The sequence below is a fragment of the Pseudomonas frederiksbergensis genome, from assembly GCF_001874645.1.
Classification (GTDB): domain Bacteria; phylum Pseudomonadota; class Gammaproteobacteria; order Pseudomonadales; family Pseudomonadaceae; genus Aquipseudomonas; species Aquipseudomonas frederiksbergensis_B.
In genome coordinates, this window is the sequence record NZ_CP017886.1 from 3,281,302 (window position 1) to 3,301,202 (window position 19,901).

General features: G+C 61.5%; 18 protein-coding genes. 10 read left to right on the plus strand and 8 right to left on the minus strand.

The features are described 5' to 3' along the window. Positions 1 to 10 precede the first annotated feature (10 nt). The 6 genes from BLL42_RS15750 to BLL42_RS15775 all read left to right on the plus strand — a co-directional run bounded on the left by BLL42_RS15750 (position 11) and on the right by BLL42_RS15775 (position 6,765). A complete protein-coding gene (locus tag BLL42_RS15750; protein ID WP_071552927.1) occupies positions 11 to 874 on the plus strand; it encodes a LysR family transcriptional regulator in 864 nt (287 codons plus the stop codon). 202 nt (positions 875 to 1,076) lie between these two features. After that, a complete protein-coding gene (locus tag BLL42_RS15755; protein ID WP_071552928.1) occupies positions 1,077 to 2,153 on the plus strand; it encodes a putative 2-aminoethylphosphonate ABC transporter ATP-binding protein in 1,077 nt (358 codons plus the stop codon). Then, entirely contained in the window at positions 2,153 to 3,877 is a 1,725-nt protein-coding gene (locus BLL42_RS15760) for a putative 2-aminoethylphosphonate ABC transporter permease subunit (RefSeq protein ID WP_071552929.1), read from the plus strand. Before BLL42_RS15755 ends, BLL42_RS15760 begins: the two co-directional genes overlap by 1 nt. A 55-nt stretch (positions 3,878 to 3,932) precedes the next feature. Further along, positions 3,933 to 4,958, plus strand: coding sequence for a putative 2-aminoethylphosphonate ABC transporter substrate-binding protein (locus BLL42_RS15765; RefSeq protein WP_071552930.1), 1,026 nt, complete (start codon positions 3,933 to 3,935; stop codon positions 4,956 to 4,958). 116 nt (positions 4,959 to 5,074) lie between these two features. Further along, on the plus strand, positions 5,075 to 6,208 hold the full coding sequence (locus BLL42_RS15770; protein ID WP_071552931.1) for a TIGR03364 family FAD-dependent oxidoreductase: 1,134 nt from the start codon (positions 5,075 to 5,077) through the stop codon (positions 6,206 to 6,208). Continuing rightward, on the plus strand, positions 6,208 to 6,765 hold the full coding sequence (locus tag BLL42_RS15775; protein WP_071552932.1) for a phosphonate degradation HD-domain oxygenase: 558 nt from the start codon (positions 6,208 to 6,210) through the stop codon (positions 6,763 to 6,765). Before BLL42_RS15770 ends, BLL42_RS15775 begins: the two co-directional genes overlap by 1 nt. Before the next feature lie 186 nt (positions 6,766 to 6,951). Here BLL42_RS15775 and BLL42_RS15780 read toward each other — a convergent pair whose 3' ends face one another. Further along, entirely contained in the window at positions 6,952 to 8,337 is a 1,386-nt protein-coding gene (locus BLL42_RS15780; RefSeq protein WP_071552933.1) for a GTPase/DUF3482 domain-containing protein, read from the minus strand. Then, complete coding sequence (locus BLL42_RS15785; RefSeq protein ID WP_071552934.1) at positions 8,330 to 9,700, minus strand: DUF2868 domain-containing protein; 1,371 nt, start codon at positions 9,698 to 9,700, stop codon at positions 8,330 to 8,332. The genes BLL42_RS15780 and BLL42_RS15785 overlap by 8 nt, the downstream gene beginning before the upstream one ends. An 85-nt stretch (positions 9,701 to 9,785) precedes the next feature. Between BLL42_RS15785 and BLL42_RS15790 the strand changes: the two genes are divergently transcribed. Beyond that, positions 9,786 to 10,298 (plus strand): dihydrofolate reductase, encoded by a 513-nt coding sequence (locus tag BLL42_RS15790; RefSeq protein ID WP_071552935.1) that lies wholly within the window; start codon positions 9,786 to 9,788, stop codon positions 10,296 to 10,298. 103 nt (positions 10,299 to 10,401) lie between these two features. On the opposite strand, the gene BLL42_RS15795 is transcribed toward BLL42_RS15790, so the two are convergent. From BLL42_RS15795 to BLL42_RS15810, 4 genes are all read right to left on the minus strand, one after another. Beyond that, the gene (locus BLL42_RS15795) at positions 10,402 to 11,793 is read right to left on the minus strand and encodes an L-cystine transporter (protein WP_071552936.1); all 1,392 of its coding nucleotides are present in this window, start codon (positions 11,791 to 11,793) and stop codon (positions 10,402 to 10,404) included. Positions 11,794 to 12,016: 223 nt separating this feature from the next. Further along, entirely contained in the window at positions 12,017 to 13,858 is a 1,842-nt protein-coding gene (ilvD, locus tag BLL42_RS15800) for a dihydroxy-acid dehydratase (RefSeq protein ID WP_071552937.1), read from the minus strand. 258 nt (positions 13,859 to 14,116) lie between these two features. Beyond that, positions 14,117 to 15,310, minus strand: coding sequence for an MFS transporter (locus BLL42_RS15805; protein ID WP_071552938.1), 1,194 nt, complete (start codon positions 15,308 to 15,310; stop codon positions 14,117 to 14,119). Between the two features lie 133 nt (positions 15,311 to 15,443). Beyond that, a complete protein-coding gene (locus tag BLL42_RS15810) occupies positions 15,444 to 16,640 on the minus strand; it encodes a class I SAM-dependent rRNA methyltransferase (protein ID WP_071552939.1) in 1,197 nt (398 codons plus the stop codon). A gap of 201 nt (positions 16,641 to 16,841) precedes the next feature. On the opposite strand from BLL42_RS15810, the gene BLL42_RS15815 reads away from it, so the two are divergent. From BLL42_RS15815 to BLL42_RS15825, 3 genes are read left to right on the plus strand one after another with little or no spacing between them, the layout of a single operon-like run. Beyond that, on the plus strand, positions 16,842 to 17,657 hold the full coding sequence (locus tag BLL42_RS15815) for an HDOD domain-containing protein (RefSeq protein WP_174553361.1): 816 nt from the start codon (positions 16,842 to 16,844) through the stop codon (positions 17,655 to 17,657). Between the two features lie 30 nt (positions 17,658 to 17,687). Further along, the gene (mutM, locus tag BLL42_RS15820; protein WP_071552941.1) at positions 17,688 to 18,500 is read left to right on the plus strand and encodes a bifunctional DNA-formamidopyrimidine glycosylase/DNA-(apurinic or apyrimidinic site) lyase; all 813 of its coding nucleotides are present in this window, start codon (positions 17,688 to 17,690) and stop codon (positions 18,498 to 18,500) included. Positions 18,501 to 18,554: 54 nt separating this feature from the next. Beyond that, positions 18,555 to 18,878, plus strand: coding sequence for a multidrug transporter (locus tag BLL42_RS15825; RefSeq protein WP_071552942.1), 324 nt, complete (start codon positions 18,555 to 18,557; stop codon positions 18,876 to 18,878). 92 nt (positions 18,879 to 18,970) lie between these two features. On the opposite strand, the gene BLL42_RS15830 is transcribed toward BLL42_RS15825, so the two are convergent. Next, positions 18,971 to 19,222: a YfhL family 4Fe-4S dicluster ferredoxin gene (locus tag BLL42_RS15830; protein ID WP_008150569.1), complete on the minus strand. Its 252-nt coding sequence runs from the start codon at positions 19,220 to 19,222 to the stop codon at positions 18,971 to 18,973. A 138-nt stretch (positions 19,223 to 19,360) separates the two neighbouring features. Beyond that, positions 19,361 to 19,840: a pantetheine-phosphate adenylyltransferase gene (gene coaD, locus BLL42_RS15835; RefSeq protein ID WP_071552943.1), complete on the minus strand. Its 480-nt coding sequence runs from the start codon at positions 19,838 to 19,840 to the stop codon at positions 19,361 to 19,363. Positions 19,841 to 19,901: the final 61 nt, after the last annotated feature.

Below are 19,901 nucleotides of genomic sequence, written 5' to 3' on the forward strand. Positions count from 1 at the left end.
CGAGGGTTAAGTGCTGAGTGCCGAGCTGAAGGCTTTTTACAGGGTCGCGCGTTTGGGGAGCATTACCCTCGCGGCGAAAAAGCTCGGCCTGAGCCAACCCACGGTGACCACCCAGATTCGTCATCTGGAAAGCCAGTACTCGGTTGAACTGTTCTATCGCGGCGGTCGTCGGCTGACGGTCAGCGAGGACGGTGCGCGGTTGCTGCCGATGGTCAAAGCGCTGTTGCAACAGGAAGCCGATATCGAGTTTTTCCTGCGTAACAGCGGCCAGGTCCAGGGCGCGTTGCGTATTGCCGCCACTGCGCCGTATTACATCCTCGACCTGGTGAAAACCTTCCGCGAGCGCCTGCCGCAGGTGGAAGTCTCGGTGGAAATCGGCAACTCCCAGCAGGTGCTCGAAGCCCTTGAGGAATACCGGGTCGACATCGCCGCTTCCTCGCAATTACTCGAAGACCCACGGTTGATCCGCCGCGTGCTGGGCAGCGATCCGCTGGTGTTGGCGGTGCACCGCAACCATCCGCTGGCGGTGCATGATCATGTGCCGCTGAGTGCGTTGGTCGGGCATACCTTGCTGATGCGTGAAACTGGCTCAACCACCCGTCGCCTGACTGAAGAGTTGCTGGCGACTGCCGGAGTGAGTTTTGGCCCGTTGCTGGAGATCGGCAGCCGTGAGTCGATTCGTGAAGCGGTGCTGCGCAACATCGGCATCAGCATCATCGCCCGCCAGGAAGTGCCCCATGATCCGCAACTGCGGGTGCTGACCCTCGAAAACGCCCCGCAGATCCCCGAATACCTGTACTGCCTCAAAGAGCGCAAAGGCGCCCGCCTGCCGGCAGCGTTTCTCGGCTTGGCGCAGGAAATGGCCCCGGCCTAGATCAAAAGATCGTCCGAACGCGGCCCGAACCTGCGGCAGCTCCTTGGGAAATGCGTCCGTCGTAGGAGCTGCCGCAGGCTGCGATCTTTTAAGGCCCAACCAAAATCCCCGAATACCACTATCGGCCGTTTTTGCCTCACTGCCACATGACCGACGCATTACAAACCTAGGATGGCCTTCATCTGCTTGATGAGGTCCGTCCATGAACCACCCGAACGCAACTGCCCAGGTCTTCCCCGGTGCGCCGATGAAGGTGCGCGGTATCGAGAAACGCTTTGGCGCCTTCACTGCGCTGGATAACGTTTCGCTGGAGGTCGCCGCGGGTGAACTGGTGTGCCTGCTCGGGCCTTCCGGTTGCGGCAAAACCACGTTGCTGCGCTGCATCGCGGGTCTGGAACGCCAGGATCGTGGCGAGTTGTACCTTGGTGATCGGAACGTATCCCTGCTGGCACCGCAGGCTCGGGACTACGGCATTCTGTTCCAGTCCTACGCACTGTTCCCCAACCTCACCGTCGAAGCCAACATTGCCTACGGCCTGGCCGGCGGTGGCCGCGAGGAAGTGCGTAAGCGCGTGGCGCAGATGCTCGAACTGGTGGGTCTGATCGGTAGCGAAAAGAAATACCCCGGCCAATTGTCCGGCGGTCAGCAACAGCGCGTCGCGTTGGCCCGTGCCTTGGCGCCGGCACCGTCGTTGCTGCTGCTGGACGAGCCGATGTCGGCCCTCGACGCCCGGGTTCGCGAGCATCTGTGCACCGAGCTGCGCCAATTGCAGCGCAACCTCGGCATCACCACGTTGATGGTCACCCACAACCAGGACGAGGCCATGCTGATGGCCGACCGTATCGCCGTGATGAACAACGGCAAGGTCGAGCAGTACGCCACGCCGCAGGAAATCTATAACCGTCCAGCCACGCCGTTTGTCGCCGAGTTCGTCGGGCAGGGCAACTGGCTGCCGTTCCAGCGCAACAGTGACAGCCACGCGCAGGTCGGCGGAATGAATGTGCGCCTGGCCGACAACTGCGGCAAAGCCGCGTCGGGTCGACTGTTCTGCCGCCCGGAAGCGATCAGCATCAACCCGCCGGTGCATGAGGAAAACCTGTTTGCGGCCAAGGTCCGCGAAATCACCTTCCTCGGCAATCGCTGCCGGATGAGCTTTGAACTCAACCAGCTCCCTGGGCATGCATTGCTCGCCGAACTGGCGCCAGAAGCCATGCCGCGCCTCGGTGCTCAGGACATCATGGTTGCCTTGCCGCCGCGCAGCTTGCAGGTGTTTGCCTGATGAGCGCGCAAATCGCGCTGCCGATACCGCACAAGCAGGTTCGGCAGACTTCCCGCGCCGAAATCGGCGACCGGGTGTTCGTGGTCGGCGGCAAAGTGCTGCTGCTGTGCCTGCTCAGCGTCGCGGTATTGATGCCGCTGCTGGCGATCTTCTGGCGCGGCTTCAGCAGCGACGCCGGGCAGGGCGGTGGTCTGGTCGCGGCTCGCGAACTGCTGACCAGCGACAACTTCCACTGGTTGCTGGGCAATAGCCTGAAAGTCTCCCTCAGTGTGGCGGCCATTGTTGTGCCGCTGGCCTACCTGTTTGCCTACGCGCTGCAACGCACTCTGATTCCCGGCAAGGCGATCTGGCGCGGCATGTCGTTGCTGCCATTGATGGCACCGTCGATGCTGCCGGGCATTGCGCTCGTGTACCTGTTCGGTAACCAGGGCCTGTTGCGCGGGCTGCTGCCTGAGAACATCTACGGCTTCTGGGGCATCGTCCTCGGTGAAGTGATTTACACCTTCCCCCACGCCTTGATGATCCTGCTGTCGGCGTTGTCGCTGGCCGATGCGCGCTTGTTCGATGCGGCGTCGAGCATGGGCGCCAGTCCCGCCAAGGCCTTTCGCAGCATCACCTGGCCGGCGACCCGGCAAGCGGTGTTCGCCGCGTTCTGCCTGGTGTTCACCCTGACCATCACCGATTTTGGTGTGCCGGTGGTGGTCGGTGGCGACTATCAAGTGCTGGCGCTGGAAGCCTACAAAGCGGTGGTCGGCCAGCAGCAATTCGGTCGCGGTGCACTGATCGGCATGGTGCTGCTGCTGCCGGCACTGTTCAGTTTCGGCGTCGACGCCTGGTTGCGCCGTCGTCATGGCGATTCCATGAGCGGTCGGGCGCAAGTCTTTCAACCGGCACCGTCGCGGCTGCGGGACGGTTGCTATCTGGTCATCGTGTTGCTGATCTGCGCCGCGCTGCTGTTGGTGTTCGGCATGGCGGTGTATTCGTCGCTGGTGAAATTCTGGCCGTACAACCTGTCGCTGTCGCTCAATCACTACCAGTTCGGCGACACTGCTGGTGGCGGCTGGCTGGCTTATGGCAACAGCGTGAAGATGGCCTTGTGCACGGCGTTGATCGGCAGCGGTTTGATTTTTACCGGTGCCTATCTGATGGAGAAAACCCGTGGTCAGCGCGGCTTGAACCTGGTGCTGCGGATGCTCAGCTTCGTGCCGATGGCGGTACCGGGTCTGGTTCTGGGCCTGGGCTACGTGTTTTTCTTCAACCTGAGCGGCAACCCGCTGCATGTGTTCTACGGGACCATGACCCTGCTGGTGGTCTGCACCATTGCGCACTATCTGACCACCGCGCAAATGACCGCCACGACCGCGCTGCGTCAACTTGACGCCGAGTTCGAAGCCGCCGCGCTGTCGCTCAAGGCGCCGCTGTACCGCCACTACCTGCGCGTCACCGTGCCGATCTGCCTGCCGGCGTTGCTGGACATTGTGCGCTACCTGTTCGTCTCGGCGATGACCACGGTGTCGGCGGCGATCTTCCTCTACAGCCCCGACACGATCCTCGCCGCAGTGGCGGTGCTGAACATGGACGACGCCGGCAACGTTGGCGGCGCGGCAGCCATGTCGACCCTGATTCTGTTCACCTCGGCGGGCGTTTCCCTGCTCCTGGCCTGGACTTCGCGCGGCTTGCTGCGCCGCTCCCAGGCCTGGCGGCAAACCGCGCCCGGCAACTGATCCCGCTCACCCATTTACCCCCGCACTCTGATCCGCACTTAAAAGGAGCCGCACCATGTTCAAGCCCCTGGCTCTTGCCGCTGCTGTCCTCTCTGCTTTCAGCCTGAATGCGTTTGCCGCGAAAACCGAGTTGACGGTTTACACCGCTCTGGAAGCCGAGCAACTGAAGTCCTACAAAGAGGCTTTCGAAAAGGCCAATCCAGACGTCGAGATCAAGTGGGTGCGCGATTCCACCGGGATCATCACCGCCAAACTGCTGGCCGAAAAAGCCCGCCCGCAGGCTGACGCAGTCTGGGGCCTGGCCGCGTCCAGCCTGGCGATTCTCGATCAGCAAGGCATGCTGCAAAGCTACGCGCCGAAAGACCTGGGCAAGATCGGCGGCAACTACCGCGACGCCGCCAACCCGCCAGCCTGGGTCGGCATGGACGTGTGGGCGGCAACCATTTGCTTCAACACGGTCGAAGCCGAGAAACAAGGCCTGACCAAACCGGTGAGCTGGCAGGACCTGACCAAGCCTGAATACAAAGGCAAGATCGTCATGCCGAACCCGGCGTCGTCCGGCACCGGTTTCCTCGACGTCAGCGCCTGGCTGCAAACCTTCGGCGAGAAGCAGGGCTGGCAGTACATGGACGCGCTGCACCAGAACATCGGCCAGTACGTTCACTCCGGTTCCAAACCGTGCAAGCTGGCCGCTTCCGGCGAATTCCCGATCGGCATCTCCTTCGAATACCCGGCCGTGCAGTTGAAGCGCCAGGGCGCACCGCTGGACATCATCCTGCCGAAAGAAGGCCTGGGCTGGGAAATCGAAGCCACCGCCGTGATCAAGGGCACACCGCATGAAGACGCCGCGAAGAAACTCGCCGACTTCTCCGCAAGTCCCGCGGCGATGGAGCTGTACAAGGAAAACTTCGCGGTCCTCGCCCAGCCTGGTATCGCCAAGCCGCAGACCGAATTGCCGGCCGACTACGAGCAACGCCTGATCAAGAACGACTTCGCCTGGGCCTCGAAAAACCGCGACGAGATCCTCACCGAATGGCGCAAGCGTTATGACGGCAAGTCCGAGAAAGTGGTTGCCAAGTAATTTCTTCGTAGGCTGATAGGGCCACATCGCGAGCAAGCTCGCTCCCACATTGACCGCGCAAAACCTGTGGGAGCGAGCTTGCTCGCGATAGCGGTTCTGAATTCAGGACAAACTTCATGACACACCACAGCGACATGCTAATCGTCGGCGCCGGCATTCTCGGCCTTTCCCACGCTTACGCCGCGGCCAGGCGCGGGCTCAAGGTCAAGGTCTTCGAGCGCAGCGCCACGCCGTTGGGGGCCTCGGTGCGCAACTTTGGTCAAGCGCTGGTCACCGGCCAACCGCCGGGGCAGATGCTCGAACTGGCCAAGGCCAGCCGCGAAATCTGGGGCCAATGGGCGCAACGGGCAGGCTTGCAGATCAAGCGCAACGGCTCGTATTTATTTGCTCGTACCGAAGCGGAAGAGCAACTGCTGGAAGCCTTCTGTGCTGGCCGCGCTATCGAACACGGTTACCGCGTCGAGCTGTTGCGCGGCGCCGCATTGGGCGATGTGTACGGCGGCCAGTTCCGTCATCACCGTGCGGCATTGCATGGCCTGGATGACCAGCAACTGTATTCGCGCGAAGCGATTCCAGCGTTGATCGACTACCTGCGCCGCGACCTCGGCGTGGAGTTTCACTTCTCCACTCTGGTACGCGACATCGAACCCGGCCGCGTGCACAGCACCGCCGGCAGCTTCACCGGCGAGCAGATCATCGTCTGTTCCGGCCACGATTATCAGACCCTGCTGGCCGAGCCGATCGCTGCGCTCAAACCGCAGGTCTGCCGTTTGCAAATGCTCCGCGCGCGGCCGCCGATCAACCTCAATCTGCAACATGCGCTGCTCACCGGTTTGAGCTGCGTGCACTACGGCGCCTTCGCCGATTTGCCGGAAGCTGCGGCAGTGCAAACGCATATTCTGCGCGAGGCGCCCCATCTGCATGAACACGGCATTCACCTGCTGATCAGCCCGACGCCGCAGGGTGAACTGATCATTGGCGATTCCCACGACTACGGCAGCGACCCTTCACCCTTCAACGCGGAACAGGTCGACAACTGGTTGATCGAACTGGCCGAGCAGACCCTTGGCTGCAAGGTGCAGGTGGTCGAGCGCTGGCAGGGTGTTTATGGGGCGCGTGGACCCGCACCGTTTTCGTTCCTGCAGGCCGCGCCGGGCGTGCATGCCGCGTTGATGCACACGGGCGTCGGCATGAGCGTCGGGCCGGCGATGGCTGAACGTAACGTCAGGACCTTGCTGGGAGAACACTGATGGGTCGCAACGAACAGGTGATCGCCGACGTGTTCGGCTGGTACGAGCGCTTCGGCGACAGCGACTACATCGGTGAACCGGTGTCGCAGATCGAGCACATGTCCCAGGCCGCCGAACTGGCCATTGCCGAAGGCTTCGACGATGAAGTGGTGCTGGCTGCGTTCTTCCATGACATCGGGCATCTCTGCGCCGAGAATGCCGAAAACATGGGCGGCTTTGGCGTGGTCAGCCATGAACGCCTCGGCGCCGATTACTTGCGCCGGTTGGGCTTTGGCGAACGCATGGCGCGGTTGGTGGAATACCACGTTCAGGCCAAGCGCTACCTGACGTTCAACGAACCGGGCTACTACGAGCGCTTGAGCGAGGCCAGTCGGCGCACGCTGGAGTATCAGGGGGGAGTGATGACGGCTGAAGAGGCGCAGGCGTTTGAACGCGATCCGTTGTGTGCGATCAGCCTGCGGATGCGCCAGTGGGATGAGCAGGCGAAGGAGATCTGGGTGCCGGTTCTGGATCTCGACGTCTTGAAGGGGAAGGCGTTGCGGTTGTTGTGTTCGTAGCAGCTGCCGAGCCCGCGAGGCGGCGTTCGAGGCGGGCCGCGTTCGGACGAAGTCCTCGCAAATCCTGAGTACACAGTCTGCTTGAAAGAGCGCGTTGCCTGATTTTACGGCCGCTTCGCAGCCGGACGCAGCCTCGCGGGCTCGGCAGCTGCTACAGGAGTCGGGCTCGGTGCAGGCGTTCGAGATTCAGGCCTCGATCACCTTCTGAGCCAACACCTCAATCTGTTCCTGGCGTTCCGCCTGGCTCAACCTGGCATGAGGATTGAGCGAAGACCATTGTGGATGTGCACGCGCCTTGCTCAGCGCCTCGGGTAGTTTGCCTTCACGCCAGCTCTTGTCTTGTGGCGTGGCGACCTGAATGCTGTCCATCGCCGCGTGTCCGCGCAGGTTCATGGCCTGTACCAGTTGCCGCTGACGCAGTGCCAACAAACGCAGCACGCTGTCGTCGACGGTCAGCTCGCGCTGGCCTTTGATCTTGCCCAGCAAGCGGTTGCCGTAACTGCGTGCCGTTTGCAGGGCGCCGCCGGCAATCGCCCCGGCCAGTGCCGCCGCGCCGAGGGTCAGGCCGCCCACCAGCAAGTCCACGCCGGCACCGGCCGCCGCGCCAGCGGCGATCCCGCTCCCGACCCGCACGCCTAATTGCTTGAGGGTTTCGGGGTTGAACAAATCATCGCCCCAGCGGCCATCCAGCAGCGGCAAGTCGCTGGCGGCGGCGTCCTGTGGGCGGAAGGCGTACAGCTTGAGCAGCGCCTCGACGCAACGTTGCTCTCGCTGGCGAACGGCTTTGCGCAGTTCGCTGATGGCCTGCTGTTCCTGTGCGGCGTCACTGACCACGCTGCGTCGACAGGCGGCGCAATCGATCAGCAGTTCGGCGATCAAACGCGCTGCGCTTTGCTGGCGCGCTTCGCGTTGGGCCTGTTGGTCGATGATCAATCGTTCGAGCTGACCGCGTGCGCTTTCCATCAACAGCGCGAGACTTTCATAGAGCCGCCGCTCGCCATCTTCGGGCGGCGCCACGCTGTCGAAACGCACCAGCGCGTGCAGCCCCAAACGGGCCAGAGCTTCGCGCCAATCCGGCTCGCGATGATTGGCGCTGCTGACGAAATTGAGCACCGGCAGCAGCGGTTTGCCGCAGCTGGCCAGTACTTCGAGTTCATCGCGGTACTTGGCCAGCACCGGCTCGCGGGCGTCGATCACATACAGGCCGGCGTCGGACGCCAGCAGTTGACGCAGCACCTTGGCCTCCTGCTCGAAACGCTGACGCGCCTCGCTGCCGTCGAGGAAGCGTACCAATCGTGCCGGGCCGTCGAGGCGTTCGCCGGGGCGTTCCAGACGCTCCAGGTAATCCAGCAGGGCGATGGCGTCTTCCAGCCCCGGCGTGTCGTAGAGCTCAAGCAGCGCTTCGCCATCGACAGACAGCCGGGCGCCCTCGACGTGCCGGGTGGTGCTGGGTCGATGGGAGACTTCGCCGAAACCGACGTCGCGGGTCAGGGTGCGCAGCAATGAGGTTTTGCCGACGTTGGTGTGGCCGACCACGGCGAGTTTCAGCGGCTTCCTTGCAGAATCAGTCATGACCGGACTCCAGCCAGTTCATCGGCGCGCAGTCAGCGAACGGCAACTCCAACTGTTGCAGCGCGGTGTGCCAGTCGCCGAGGCGTTCGGCGTCGAGTGCCTGACCGGGCGGCGCTTGCAGCAGCCAGATCCGTGTCGCGCTGGCGCTGCGGGCGAGTTCGGCGATCAGCGCCAGGCTGCCGCGATCCGGCGAGCGCCGAGGGTCGCAGGCAATGGCCAGGCGTTCCGGCGGGAAACGGGTCAGTTGTTCCAGCAACTTTTGGCGGGACTCACGGCTGTCGAGGATGCCGGCGTCTTTGACGTTCTTCGGCAGTTGCGGCGGCCATGGACGCTGGTCATCCAGTTCGATGGCCACCAGCAACGCACCGTCGCTGTCCAGCGCGTTGGCGCCGCCTTCGGCCTGATGCAGGCGCTCGGGCGCGGCATCGCTGACGCCGAGGCGTTCGCTGCTCGGCATCAGCTGTTCGCGCAACGGCGCGTAGCCAGGCAGGTTCAGGTCCAAGTGCAATGCTGCGCGCCCGACTTTCCAGCGCCACAGGCAGAACAGCGCGAGCAGCAGGCGCGGCAACACGCCGTACACCAGCAATACCCCCACCAGCCATGCGGCCCAGGCTTGCCGGGCGCTTTCGATGTTCAGCGCGGTGTCGCCGCTGGCGCGGATCATCTCCACGGTCGGCACGCTGAAGCCGAGCAGTGCGGGCAGAGCGCCGAGAGTCTGGGTCATGACCACGAACGTGTTGCCGCTGAGAATCGTGGTTTCCCAGACGAAGCCGTAGCGCCGGGTTGCCATCAGCGTCAGCAGAATCGCCAGGGCGCTGAGCATCGCCAGCAGCCACAAGCCGTTGACCAGCACGCCGAGCGCCCAGCGATTGAGTTTCTGCCGTTGCAATAACAGCAGTAGGGCCGGCGCCAGTTGCGCGGCTTTGGCGTCGCGGGCGAGTTTCTCGCTGAGCCACAACCACAAACGCCCGAGCGTGGCGCCGTAATCACCCGCGAATATCAGGCCCGAGGTCCAGCTCAGTAGCAGAATCAGGTTCAATCCGAGCAAGCTGCCCAGTGCCCAGAACACGTTGACCGGTGCCTGGCCGTCGCTCAACGCGGCGAATGCCAGGCCGGCGCCGCTGACAGTCGCCAGCACGGCCAGTACGATCAGCGCCAGTCGCGCACCTTGCAGCCAATGGCGCAGCGCGCCGGTCAGCCCATCACGTTCGGCCAGCCACAGGGCGCGTGCCTCAATGCGGGTCGGCAAGTCGCCGCCCGCGCTACGGGCCAGACGGTTGGCTTCCTGGTCTTCCAAAGCGCCTGCGTGTTCCTCGCGCAGGCGGATGGTTTCAGTCAGCCAGAGTGTTTTCAGTTCAGTCACGCGTCGTCCCGTCGCTCAAATGAACGCTGAGCATAACCGCTGTGGCGCTTATCGGGGTAAGCGAGGCTCTGGTATCCTCGGCGACATGAAAAAAACTCTCCCCCTCAGCCTGATCGCAGCCCTCGGTGAAAACCGTGTGATCGGCGTCGACAACAGCATGCCCTGGCACTTGCCGGGGGATTTCAAATACTTCAAGGCCACCACGCTGGGCAAGCCGATCATCATGGGTCGCAAGACCTGGGATTCCCTGGGGCGTCCGCTGCCTGGCCGGCTGAACATCGTTGTCAGCCGTCAGGCCGGCCTGCAACTTGAAGGTGCGCAAGTCTATCCGTCGCTGGAAGCCGCGGTGGTTCGGGCGCAGGAATGGGCGCTGGAGCAGGGCGTCGATGAGTTGATGCTGATTGGCGGCGCGCAGTTGTATGCGCAAGGCCTGGCACAGGCCGATCGGCTGTACCTGACCCGCGTGGCGCTGAGCCCCGAGGGTGATGCGTGGTTTCCGGAGTTTGATTTGAACCAGTGGAAGCTGGTGTCGAATGTTCCGAATCCGGCTGAAGGTGATAAGCCGGCGTACAGCTTCGAAGTCTGGGAAAAAGCTTAAAGATCGCAGCCTGCGGCAGCTCCTACGGAATCTACGTCGAACCGTGTAGGCGCTGGCGAAGCCTGCGATCTTTTGATCTTTGTAGTCGCTAAAAGATCGCAGCCTACGCCTGCGCCAACTCCTCATGCTCATCCGCATCCAGCAGCTCTTTGTCGGTCTGTTGCATGATCTGGCTGGTGATTGCACTGGCGGTCATTGAGCCACTGACGTTCAATGCGGTGCGGCCCATGTCGATCAGCGGTTCAACCGAGATCAGCAGAGCCACCAGTGACACTGGCAAGCCCATGGCCGGCAGCACGATCAGCGCGGCGAACGTGGCGCCACCTCCGACACCGGCAACCCCGGCCGAACTCAAGGTCACAATCGCTACCAAGGTTGCGATCCACAGCGGGTCCAGCGGATTGATGCCCACGGTCGGTGCAACCATGACCGCCAACATCGCAGGGTAAAGACCGGCACAACCGTTCTGGCCAATGGTCGCGCCAAACGAGGCGGCGAAGCTGGCGATCGACTGCGGAATGCCCAGACGACGGGTTTGCGCTTCGATGCTCAGCGGAATGCTCGCGGCGCTGGAGCGGCTGGTGAAGGCGAAGGTCAACACCGGCCAGACTTTACGGAAGAAACGCAGCGGGTTGATCCCGGCCAGCGACACCAGCAGGCCGTGAACCACGAACATCAGGCCCAGGCCGATGTACGAGACCACCACAAAACTGCCGAGTTTGATGATGTCTTGCAGGTTGGAACCGGCAACCACTTTGGTCATCAGCGCCAATACGCCGTAAGGGGTCAGTTTCATCACCAGACGTACCAGACGCATCACCCAGGCTTGCAGGGTGTCGATGGCGTTGATCACTTTCTGACCTTTTTCGACGTCATCCTTGAGCAGTTGCAGCGCCGCGACCCCGAGGAATGCGGCGAAGATCACCACGCTGATGATCGAGGTCGGCTTGGCCCGGGCCAGATCGGCGAACGGGTTCTGCGGGATGAACGACAACAGCAACTGCGGGACATTCAGGTCAGCGACCTTGCCCGCGTAGTCGGTTTGAATGGTTTGCAGGCGAGCCATTTCCTGGGTGCCGGCCACCAGACCTTCGGCAGTCAGGCCGAACAGGTTGGTCAGGCCGATGCCGATCAGCGCCGCAATGGCGGTGGTGAACAACAGGGTGCCGATGGTCAGGAAGCTGATCTTGCCCAGCGAAGACGCATTGTGCAAACGGGCGACGGCGCTGAGGATCGAGGCGAACACCAGCGGGATCACGATCATTTGCAGCAATTGCACATAACCGTTGCCGACCAGATCGAACCAGCCGATCGAGGTCTTCAGCACTGGGCTGCCGGCACCGTAAATAGCGTGCAGGGCAACACCGAACACCACGCCCAGCACCAGCGCGACCAGGACTTTTTTGGCCAGGCTCCAGGTGGTGTGACGGGTTTGTGCCAGGCCGAACAACAAGGCGAGGAACACCAGCAGATTGAGGATCAGCGGCAGATTCATTGAGGCTCCAAAAAGACGTGTGCCAATCGCGTTCCGGGGCGATTGCGAACCGGCAAGCCTAACAGCTTGATATCTAATGAATTAATATCAAAAGCGCATGGCAACTGTGATTTTTGGAATAAGGCCGTGACGTTCCGCGTCACTTGAGGTATTCCCACGCGGGAGCGCGGAAACGAAAATGCCCCGCACTTGGCGGGGCATTTTTGTGTTCAACGGGTAAGTATTACAGCCCGTCGAGCATCGCCTTATTGCGTACAGCGCCCTTGTCGGCACTGGTGGCCAGCAAGGCATAGGCTTTCAGTGCGGTGGTCACTTTACGTGGACGCACTTCAACCGGCTTCCAGCCTTTCTTGTCTTGTTCGACGCGGCGCGCAGCCAGTTCTTCATCGCTGACCAACAAGTTGATCGAGCGGTTCGGAATGTCGATCAGCACCTTGTCGCCGTCCTGCACCAGACCGATTGCGCCGCCGGCAGCGGCTTCTGGCGAAGCGTGGCCGATGGACAGGCCCGAGGTGCCGCCGGAGAAACGACCGTCGGTGAGCAAGGCGCAGGCTTTGCCCAGACCTTTGGATTTCAGGTAGGACGTCGGGTAGAGCATTTCCTGCATGCCCGGACCGCCTTTCGGACCTTCGTAGCGAATGATGACGATATCGCCTTCTTTCACTTCATCGGCAAGGATGCCGCGTACGGCGCTGTCCTGGCTCTCGAAGATTTTTGCGTTACCTTCGAAGACGTGAATCGACTCGTCGACACCTGCGGTTTTCACCACGCAGCCGTCCAGGGCGATGTTGCCGTACAGCACGGCCAGGCCACCTTCTTGCGAGTAAGCGTGTTCGACACTGCGGATGCAGCCGTTTTCACGGTCGTCGTCCAGAGTTTCCCAGCGGGTTGACTGGCTGAACGCAGTTTGGGTCGGGATGCCCGCCGGACCGGCCTTGAAGAAGTGGTGAACCGCTTCGTCGGTGGTCTGGGTGATGTCCCACTTGGCAATGCCTTCGGCCATGGTTTTGCTGTGCACGGTCGGCAGGTCGGTGTGGAGCAGGCCGCCACGGGCCAGGGAACCAAGGATGCTGAAGATCCCGCCGGCGCGGTGCACGTCTTCCATGTGGTACTTCTGGATGTTCGGCGCGACTTTGCACAGTTGCGGAACGTGGCGCGAAAGACGGTCGATGTCGCGCAGGTCGAAATCGATCTCGGCTTCCTGGGCGGCAGCCAGCAAGTGCAGGATGGTGTTGGTCGAACCGCCCATGGCGATGTCCAGCGTCATGGCGTTTTCGAACGCCTTGAAGTTGGCGATGTTGCGTGGCAACACCGACTCATCGTTCTCGCCGTAGTAGCGTTTGCACAGTTCGACGATGGTGCGGCCGGCCTGCAGGAACAACTGCTCGCGGTCGCTGTGGGTGGCCAGTGTCGAACCGTTGCCTGGCAGTGCCAGACCGAGGGCTTCGGTCAGGCAGTTCATCGAGTTGGCGGTGAACATGCCGGAGCACGAACCGCAGGTCGGGCAGGCGCTGCGCTCGTACTCGGCGACTTTCTCGTCAGATGCGCTGGAGTCGGCGGCGATTACCATGGCGTCGACCAGGTCGAGGCCATGGCTGGCGAGTTTGGTCTTGCCGGCTTCCATCGGGCCACCAGAGACGAAGATCACCGGGATGTTCAGGCGCAGGGCGGCCATCAGCATGCCAGGGGTGATCTTGTCGCAGTTGGAGATGCACACGATGGCGTCGGCGCAGTGGGCGTTGACCATGTACTCGACGGAGTCGGCGATGATCTCGCGGCTTGGCAGCGAATAGAGCATGCCGTCATGGCCCATGGCGATGCCGTCATCGACTGCAATGGTGTTGAATTCTTTAGCGACGCCGCCAGCGCGTTCGATCTCGCGGGCAACCAGTTGGCCGAGGTCCTTGAGGTGGACGTGGCCCGGTACGAATTGGGTGAACGAGTTCGCAATGGCGATGATCGGCTTTTTGAAGTCGTCATCTTTCATCCCCGTGGCGCGCCACAGTGCGCGGGCGCCGGCCATGTTGCGGCCGTGGGTGGATGTTTTCGAGCGGTAATCAGGCATGGAGCACTCCGGGCGGAAAATCAGGTATCAAAAGGGGAGTGAGCTTCTATTGACCTCGCTGACACACAGCAATAACCGTGTGCCCGGAAGATGCTGATGACTTTGCGGGATCGCCGCGCGCCTCAGCCTGAGCTCATAAACCCGCCGGGGGATGACTGGCGATGAATCGTTCGATTCTACACCGCTGGCGTCAGGAAGGAATGGCGGGAAACGTTGAACCAGGGCTGGCGAGACGTGCGGGATGATAACTGGCAGGTGTCAGCCGCTAGTCAGTGCCTGATGCCGGCGTGTAATCAACGCATTCAAGCCAAGACCCGCGGCACTCAAGGTCAAGAAACACAAGGACAGAGCCGTGGTCAGTCCTTCGGACGCGAAATTGATCACTGCGCTGATCAGGCCCCCACACATAAAAATCAACAGGCTGCCGGCAGAGGTAGCGGTGCCGGCGTGTTGTGGGTAGAGGCTCATCGCCCTGGAATTGGCGATGGGTCGGCAGATGGTGGTGCCGGCGGTGCAGATAAGCATGGGGATCAGGACCGTGGCGACGGACAGGCCGAACAGCCAGACCAACCACAGCATTCCCAGCCCCGACAGCGCGATCACACCCAGGCCGATGATGATCTGCGTGTCGCCTTCCAGCCGGCGGTGCAAGATGCTGGCAATAATCCCGCCGACGACATAGGCCGCGCCATACAGGGACAGCGCCCAGGCGAACTGGTAAGTCGAAAGGTTCAGGTGTTCCATGAAAACGATCGGTGAAATCACGATAAACGAGAAATGGCAGGCGAAGGCCAGCGCGGAAATGAGCCAGTAACCGATAAAATGAATGTCGGAACAGAGCAACCAATAGGCAGCGAAAAATCGCCTGGGCAACGGGCTGCTGCTAGTTTCCTTGAGCAGGAACCAGGATCTGAGCCCTACAATAATCGACAAGGTGATGAATGCATAAAAACTGCCCCGCCCGCCTAGATACAACTGCAGCCAGGTGCCCATCAGTGGCGAACAGGAAATGAAGAACCCGCCGGCAGTCGCCATCCAGATCCGCAGGCGCTCCAGCTCCCGGCCGGCGAACAGGTCCTGGAGCAGCGCCTGAGACAAGGCAAACGCCCCGCAGCCCATTGCCTGAACAACACGAAAGCCCAGGAACCAGACATAGTCGCTGGCCAACAGACAACCCGTTGCACCCACCGCGGCCAGTGCAATTCCACCCAACAGCAGCTTCTTGCGGCCGAACATGTCGGACAATGGCCCAATCAGCAGCAGCGAAAATGCCAGACCGATGGCAAAGATGCTGACGGACAGGGCGATATCGGAGGTCGAGGTACGGAAGTGGTCAGAGAGGGCAGGAAAAGAGGGGAGGAGCACGTCGAGAGGGAAGACCGCCAGCAGCGTCACGGTCATCAGCAGCAGGATGATGGAGGACTTTTCTTGGGAGTGTGTGATGTAAGTCATCAAGCAACGCTCTCGATCCGTGAGGGGGAGACGAGGATTGAATTGATGATGGGGCAAGTCAATGCGGCTGGTGCGGGACTATTCTGAAACTGTTGTAGGAGCGAGCAGGCTCGCTCCTACAAGCAGGGCGCGATCAGCTGTTAGGCAGCAGTCGGCAGGTGATGCTCTTGATGTAGCGGGTTTCAGGGATCGCCGGGTGCACCGGGTGATCCGGACCCTGACTGCCACGTTCCAGCAGCTGGATGTTGCGGTCCAGGTGACGGGCGCTGGTCAGCAGGATGTTCTGCAGATCGTCTTCGGGCAGGTGCATCGAGCACGAAGCGCTGACCAGGATGCCGTCCTTGCTGAGCAGGCGCATGGCTTGCTCGTTCAGGCGACGGTAGGCGCCTTCGCCGTTCTTCATGTCTTTCTTGCGTTTGATGAACGCTGGCGGGTCGGCCACGATCACGTCGAAGCGTTCTTCGCTGGCTTTCAGTTCTTTCAGCGCTTCGAACACATCGCCTTCAATGCAGGTCATTTTGTCGGCGAAACCGTTCAGCGCGGCGTTGCGCTCGACGCCATCGAGGGCGAAGGCCGAAGCGTCGACGCAGAACACTTCACTGGCGCCGAAAGCGGCAGCTTGCACGCCCCAGCCACCGATGTAGCTGTACAGGTCGAGTACGCGTTTGCCCTTGGCATAAGGTGCCAGACGCGCGCGGTTCATGCGGTGGTCGTAGAACCAGCCGGTTTTCTGTCCCTGGATGACTGGCGCTTCGAATTTCACGCCGTTCTCTTCCAGTGCTACCCACTCCGGCACCAGGCCGAATACGGTTTCAACGTAGCGGTTGAGGCCTTCGGCGTCACGGGCCGCGGAGTCATTCTTGAACAGAATGCCGCTTGGCTTGAGCACTTGGGTCAGTGCGGCGATCACGTCTTCTTTATGGGCTTCCATGGTCGCCGAAGCGATCTGCACCACCAGGATGTCACCGAAACGGTCGACTACCAGGCCCGGCAGCAGGTCGGAGTCGCCGTAGACCAGGCGGTAGAATGGCTTGTCGAACAGGCGCTCGCGCAGGGACAGCGCAACATTGAGGCGGTGCACCAGCAGCGACTTGTCGAGCGGCAACTTGACGTCGCGCGACAGCAGACGAGCGCAGATCAGGTTGTTCGGGCTCATGGCGACGATGCCCAGCGGCTTGCCACCGGCAGCTTCGAGAATCGCTTGATCGCCAGCCTTGAAGCCGTGCAGTGGGGTGGCGGCTACGTCGATTTCGTTGCTGTAGACCCACAGGTGACCGTTCCGCAGGCGACGGTCGGCGTTGGCTTTGAGGCGCAGGCTTGGCAGGGACATGACGTCGCTCCAGGTGAAAAAAAGAGCGGGATTATAGCGCTAGATGGGGGCGCGCAGCTCGGTTGTTTCTGGGCGTTGCGTCGGACAGACCGTCCATGCGGCGGATTTTTTCCGCTAGAATCGCTTACTTGCCCAGAGTGAGTACTTATGTCCCAAGAGCTATCTTCCGAACAGATTCAACAGGCCCTGCAAGGCATCAGCGTGCCGCCTCAGCCGCAAATCATGGTGGATTTGCAGATGGAGCAGTACATGCCGGACCCGGACCTGGAAGTGATCGCGAAGTTGATCTCCCAAGACCCGGGCCTCTCTGGCGCCTTGTTAAAGATCGTCAATTCGCCGTATTACGGGCTGAGCAACAAGATCGCCTCGATCCAGCGCGCGGTAAACCTGCTGGGCAGTCGCTCGGTCATCAACCTGATCAACGCACAGTCGATCAAGGGCGAGATGAATGACGAGACCATCGTCACCCTGAACCGATTCTGGGACACCGCCCAGGACGTGGCGATGACCAGCCTGAGTCTGGCCAAGCGCATTGGTTCGCAGGCGGTGGACGAGGCTTATGCATTGGGTCTGTTCCACGATTGTGGCGTGCCGTTGATGCTCAAGCGCTTCCCCAACTATATGTCGGTGCTGGAAGAGGCCTACGCCAGTGCCAGCGCCGAGTGTCGGGTGGTTGATACCGAGAACCGAAAACTCAACACCAACCACGCCGTGGTCGGATACTACACCGCGAAGTCCTGGCGCCTGCCGGAGCATGTGACCAACGCTATCGCCAATCATCACAATGCACTGGCGATTTTCAGCGACGAATCATCGCGCAACAGCCAGTTGAAAAACTTGCTGGCGATCCTGAAGATGGCCGAACACATCTGCGCGTCGTATCGGGTGCTGGGCAATCAGACCGACGATCTCGAGTGGAACAGCGTCGGACACCTGGTGCTCGATTATGTCGGCCTCTCGGACTACGACTTCGAAAACCTCAAACAGACGATCCGCGAGCTCGGCGCTCACCATTGAGTGTCGGGTTTCGCCTGATCCGAGAACACCATGCCTGAACTGCCAGAAGTCGAAACCACCCGCCGCGGCATTGCGCCGTTCCTGGAAGGCCAGCGTGTCAGTCGCGTGATTGTGCGTGATCGGCGTCTGCGCTGGCCGATCCCCGAGGACCTTGATGTGCGGCTGTCCGGGCAGCGCATCGTGTTGGTGGAGCGACGTGCCAAGTATTTGCTGATCAACGCCGAAGTTGGCACTTTGATCAGCCATTTGGGCATGTCGGGGAATTTACGTCTGGTGGAAGTCGGCTTGCCAGCGGCCAAGCATGAGCATGTGGACATCGAACTCGAGTCCGGACTGGCCCTGCGATACACCGATCCGCGACGTTTTGGCGCGATGCTCTGGAGCCTCGATCCGCTGAATCACGAGCTGCTGGCTCGTCTGGGGCCGGAGCCGCTGACTGATCTGTTCGATGGCGAGCGGCTGTTCCAGCTGTCACGCGGGCGTTCGATGGCAGTCAAGCCGTTCATCATGGACAACGCCGTGGTGGTAGGGGTTGGCAACATTTATGCGACCGAAGCGCTGTTTGCGGCCGGGATCGACCCGCGCCGCGAGGCCAAGGGAATTTCCCGGGCGCGCTATCTGAAGCTGGCGATCGAGATCAAACGCATTCTGGCCGCCGCTATCGAGCGCGGCGGCACCACCTTGCGCGACTTTATTGGCGGTGACGGCCAGCCGGGCTACTTCCAGCAAGAGCTGTTCGTGTACGGCCGTGGCGGTGAACCGTGCAAGGTCTGTGGCACTGAGTTGCGGGAAGTTCGCCTTGGGCAGCGTGCCAGCGTCTTTTGCCCACGTTGTCAGAGCTGAGAATTCCTACGGTCTATAGTTAGTGGTCTGACTGCCTAGCCGAAGGACCGTGCCATGACCTTGATTCGAACCCTTGCTGCCGCGCTGCTGTTGAGCATCGGCTTATCTGCCCAGGCGTCTGACGGCGGCAGCGGCGATCCGAATTACAGCATCCACAATCCACCGGCCTACGCGATGATTGGTGATCTGCTGATTGCCCGCCCGTTGCTGGTGGCGGCGACGGTGATCGGTGCGGGGGTGTTTATCGTGTCCTTGCCGTTTACCGCGCTAGGCGGCGGGGTCGGCGATGCGGGGCAGGCGCTGGTGGTCGATCCGGCGAAAGCGGCGTTCGTCCGTTGCCTGGGGTGTATCGGGGAAGGGTTTGAACAGCAGAATTGAGGGGCAAAATCAAAAGATCGCAGCCTGCGGCAGCTCCTACGAGGATCGGTGTAGGAGCTGCCGCAGGTTCGGGCCGCGTTCGGACGATCTTTTTAGGCCTTGCCGGTCAGCTTGCGGTATTTCTCCATCAACTGCTCTTCAGTCTCGGGATGCGCTTCGTCCAGTGGAATGCAATCCACCGGGCAAACCTGCTGGCACTGTGGCTCGTCGTAGTGGCCGACGCACTGGGTGCAGAGATTCGGGTCGATCACATAGATCTCTTCGCCCTGGGAGATGGCGGCGTTCGGGCACTCGGGTTCGCAGACGTCGCAGTTGATGCAATCGTCGGTGATGATCAGGGACATTGGGACTCCTGCCGGGGTGGTCTGCCCAGGCATCTGAAAACTAATGCTTACAATTGTGCCGCATTGGCGCGCGCAGTGCACGCGGGTGCGATGGACTGCAAGTGATCGTCCGAACGCGGCCCGAACCTGCGGCAGCGCCTACTTTTTGAAGCGCAGGGTCAGAGCATCGGCCACGATTGGATGGACGAACTTGGTGATATCGCCGCCCAGGGCTGCAATTTCACGGACCAGTGTCGAAGAAATGAACGAATAACGCTCGGACGGGGTAAGAAACAGGCTTTCCACATCCGGGGCCAACTGGCGGTTCATGTTGGCCAGCTGGAATTCGTATTCGAAGTCCGACACCGCACGCAGGCCACGCAGGAACACGTTGGCATTCTGCTCTTTGGCGAAATGCGCCAGCAGCGTCGAAAAACCGACGACTTCGACGTTCGGCAAATGTTTAGTGACCTCGCGGGCCAGCTCCACACGCTGTTCCAGGGGGAAAAGCGGGTTTTTCTTCGGGCTGGCGGCGACGGCGATGATCACATGATCGAACAGGCGCGAGGCGCGTTCGACCAGATCGCCATGGCCCTTGGTAATAGGGTCGAAGGTACCTGGGTACAACACTCGGTTCATCGCGTCGTCCTGGCGGGAATCCGTTGGGGAATCGGATGGTATCGCAGCCTTCCCGGTCGGC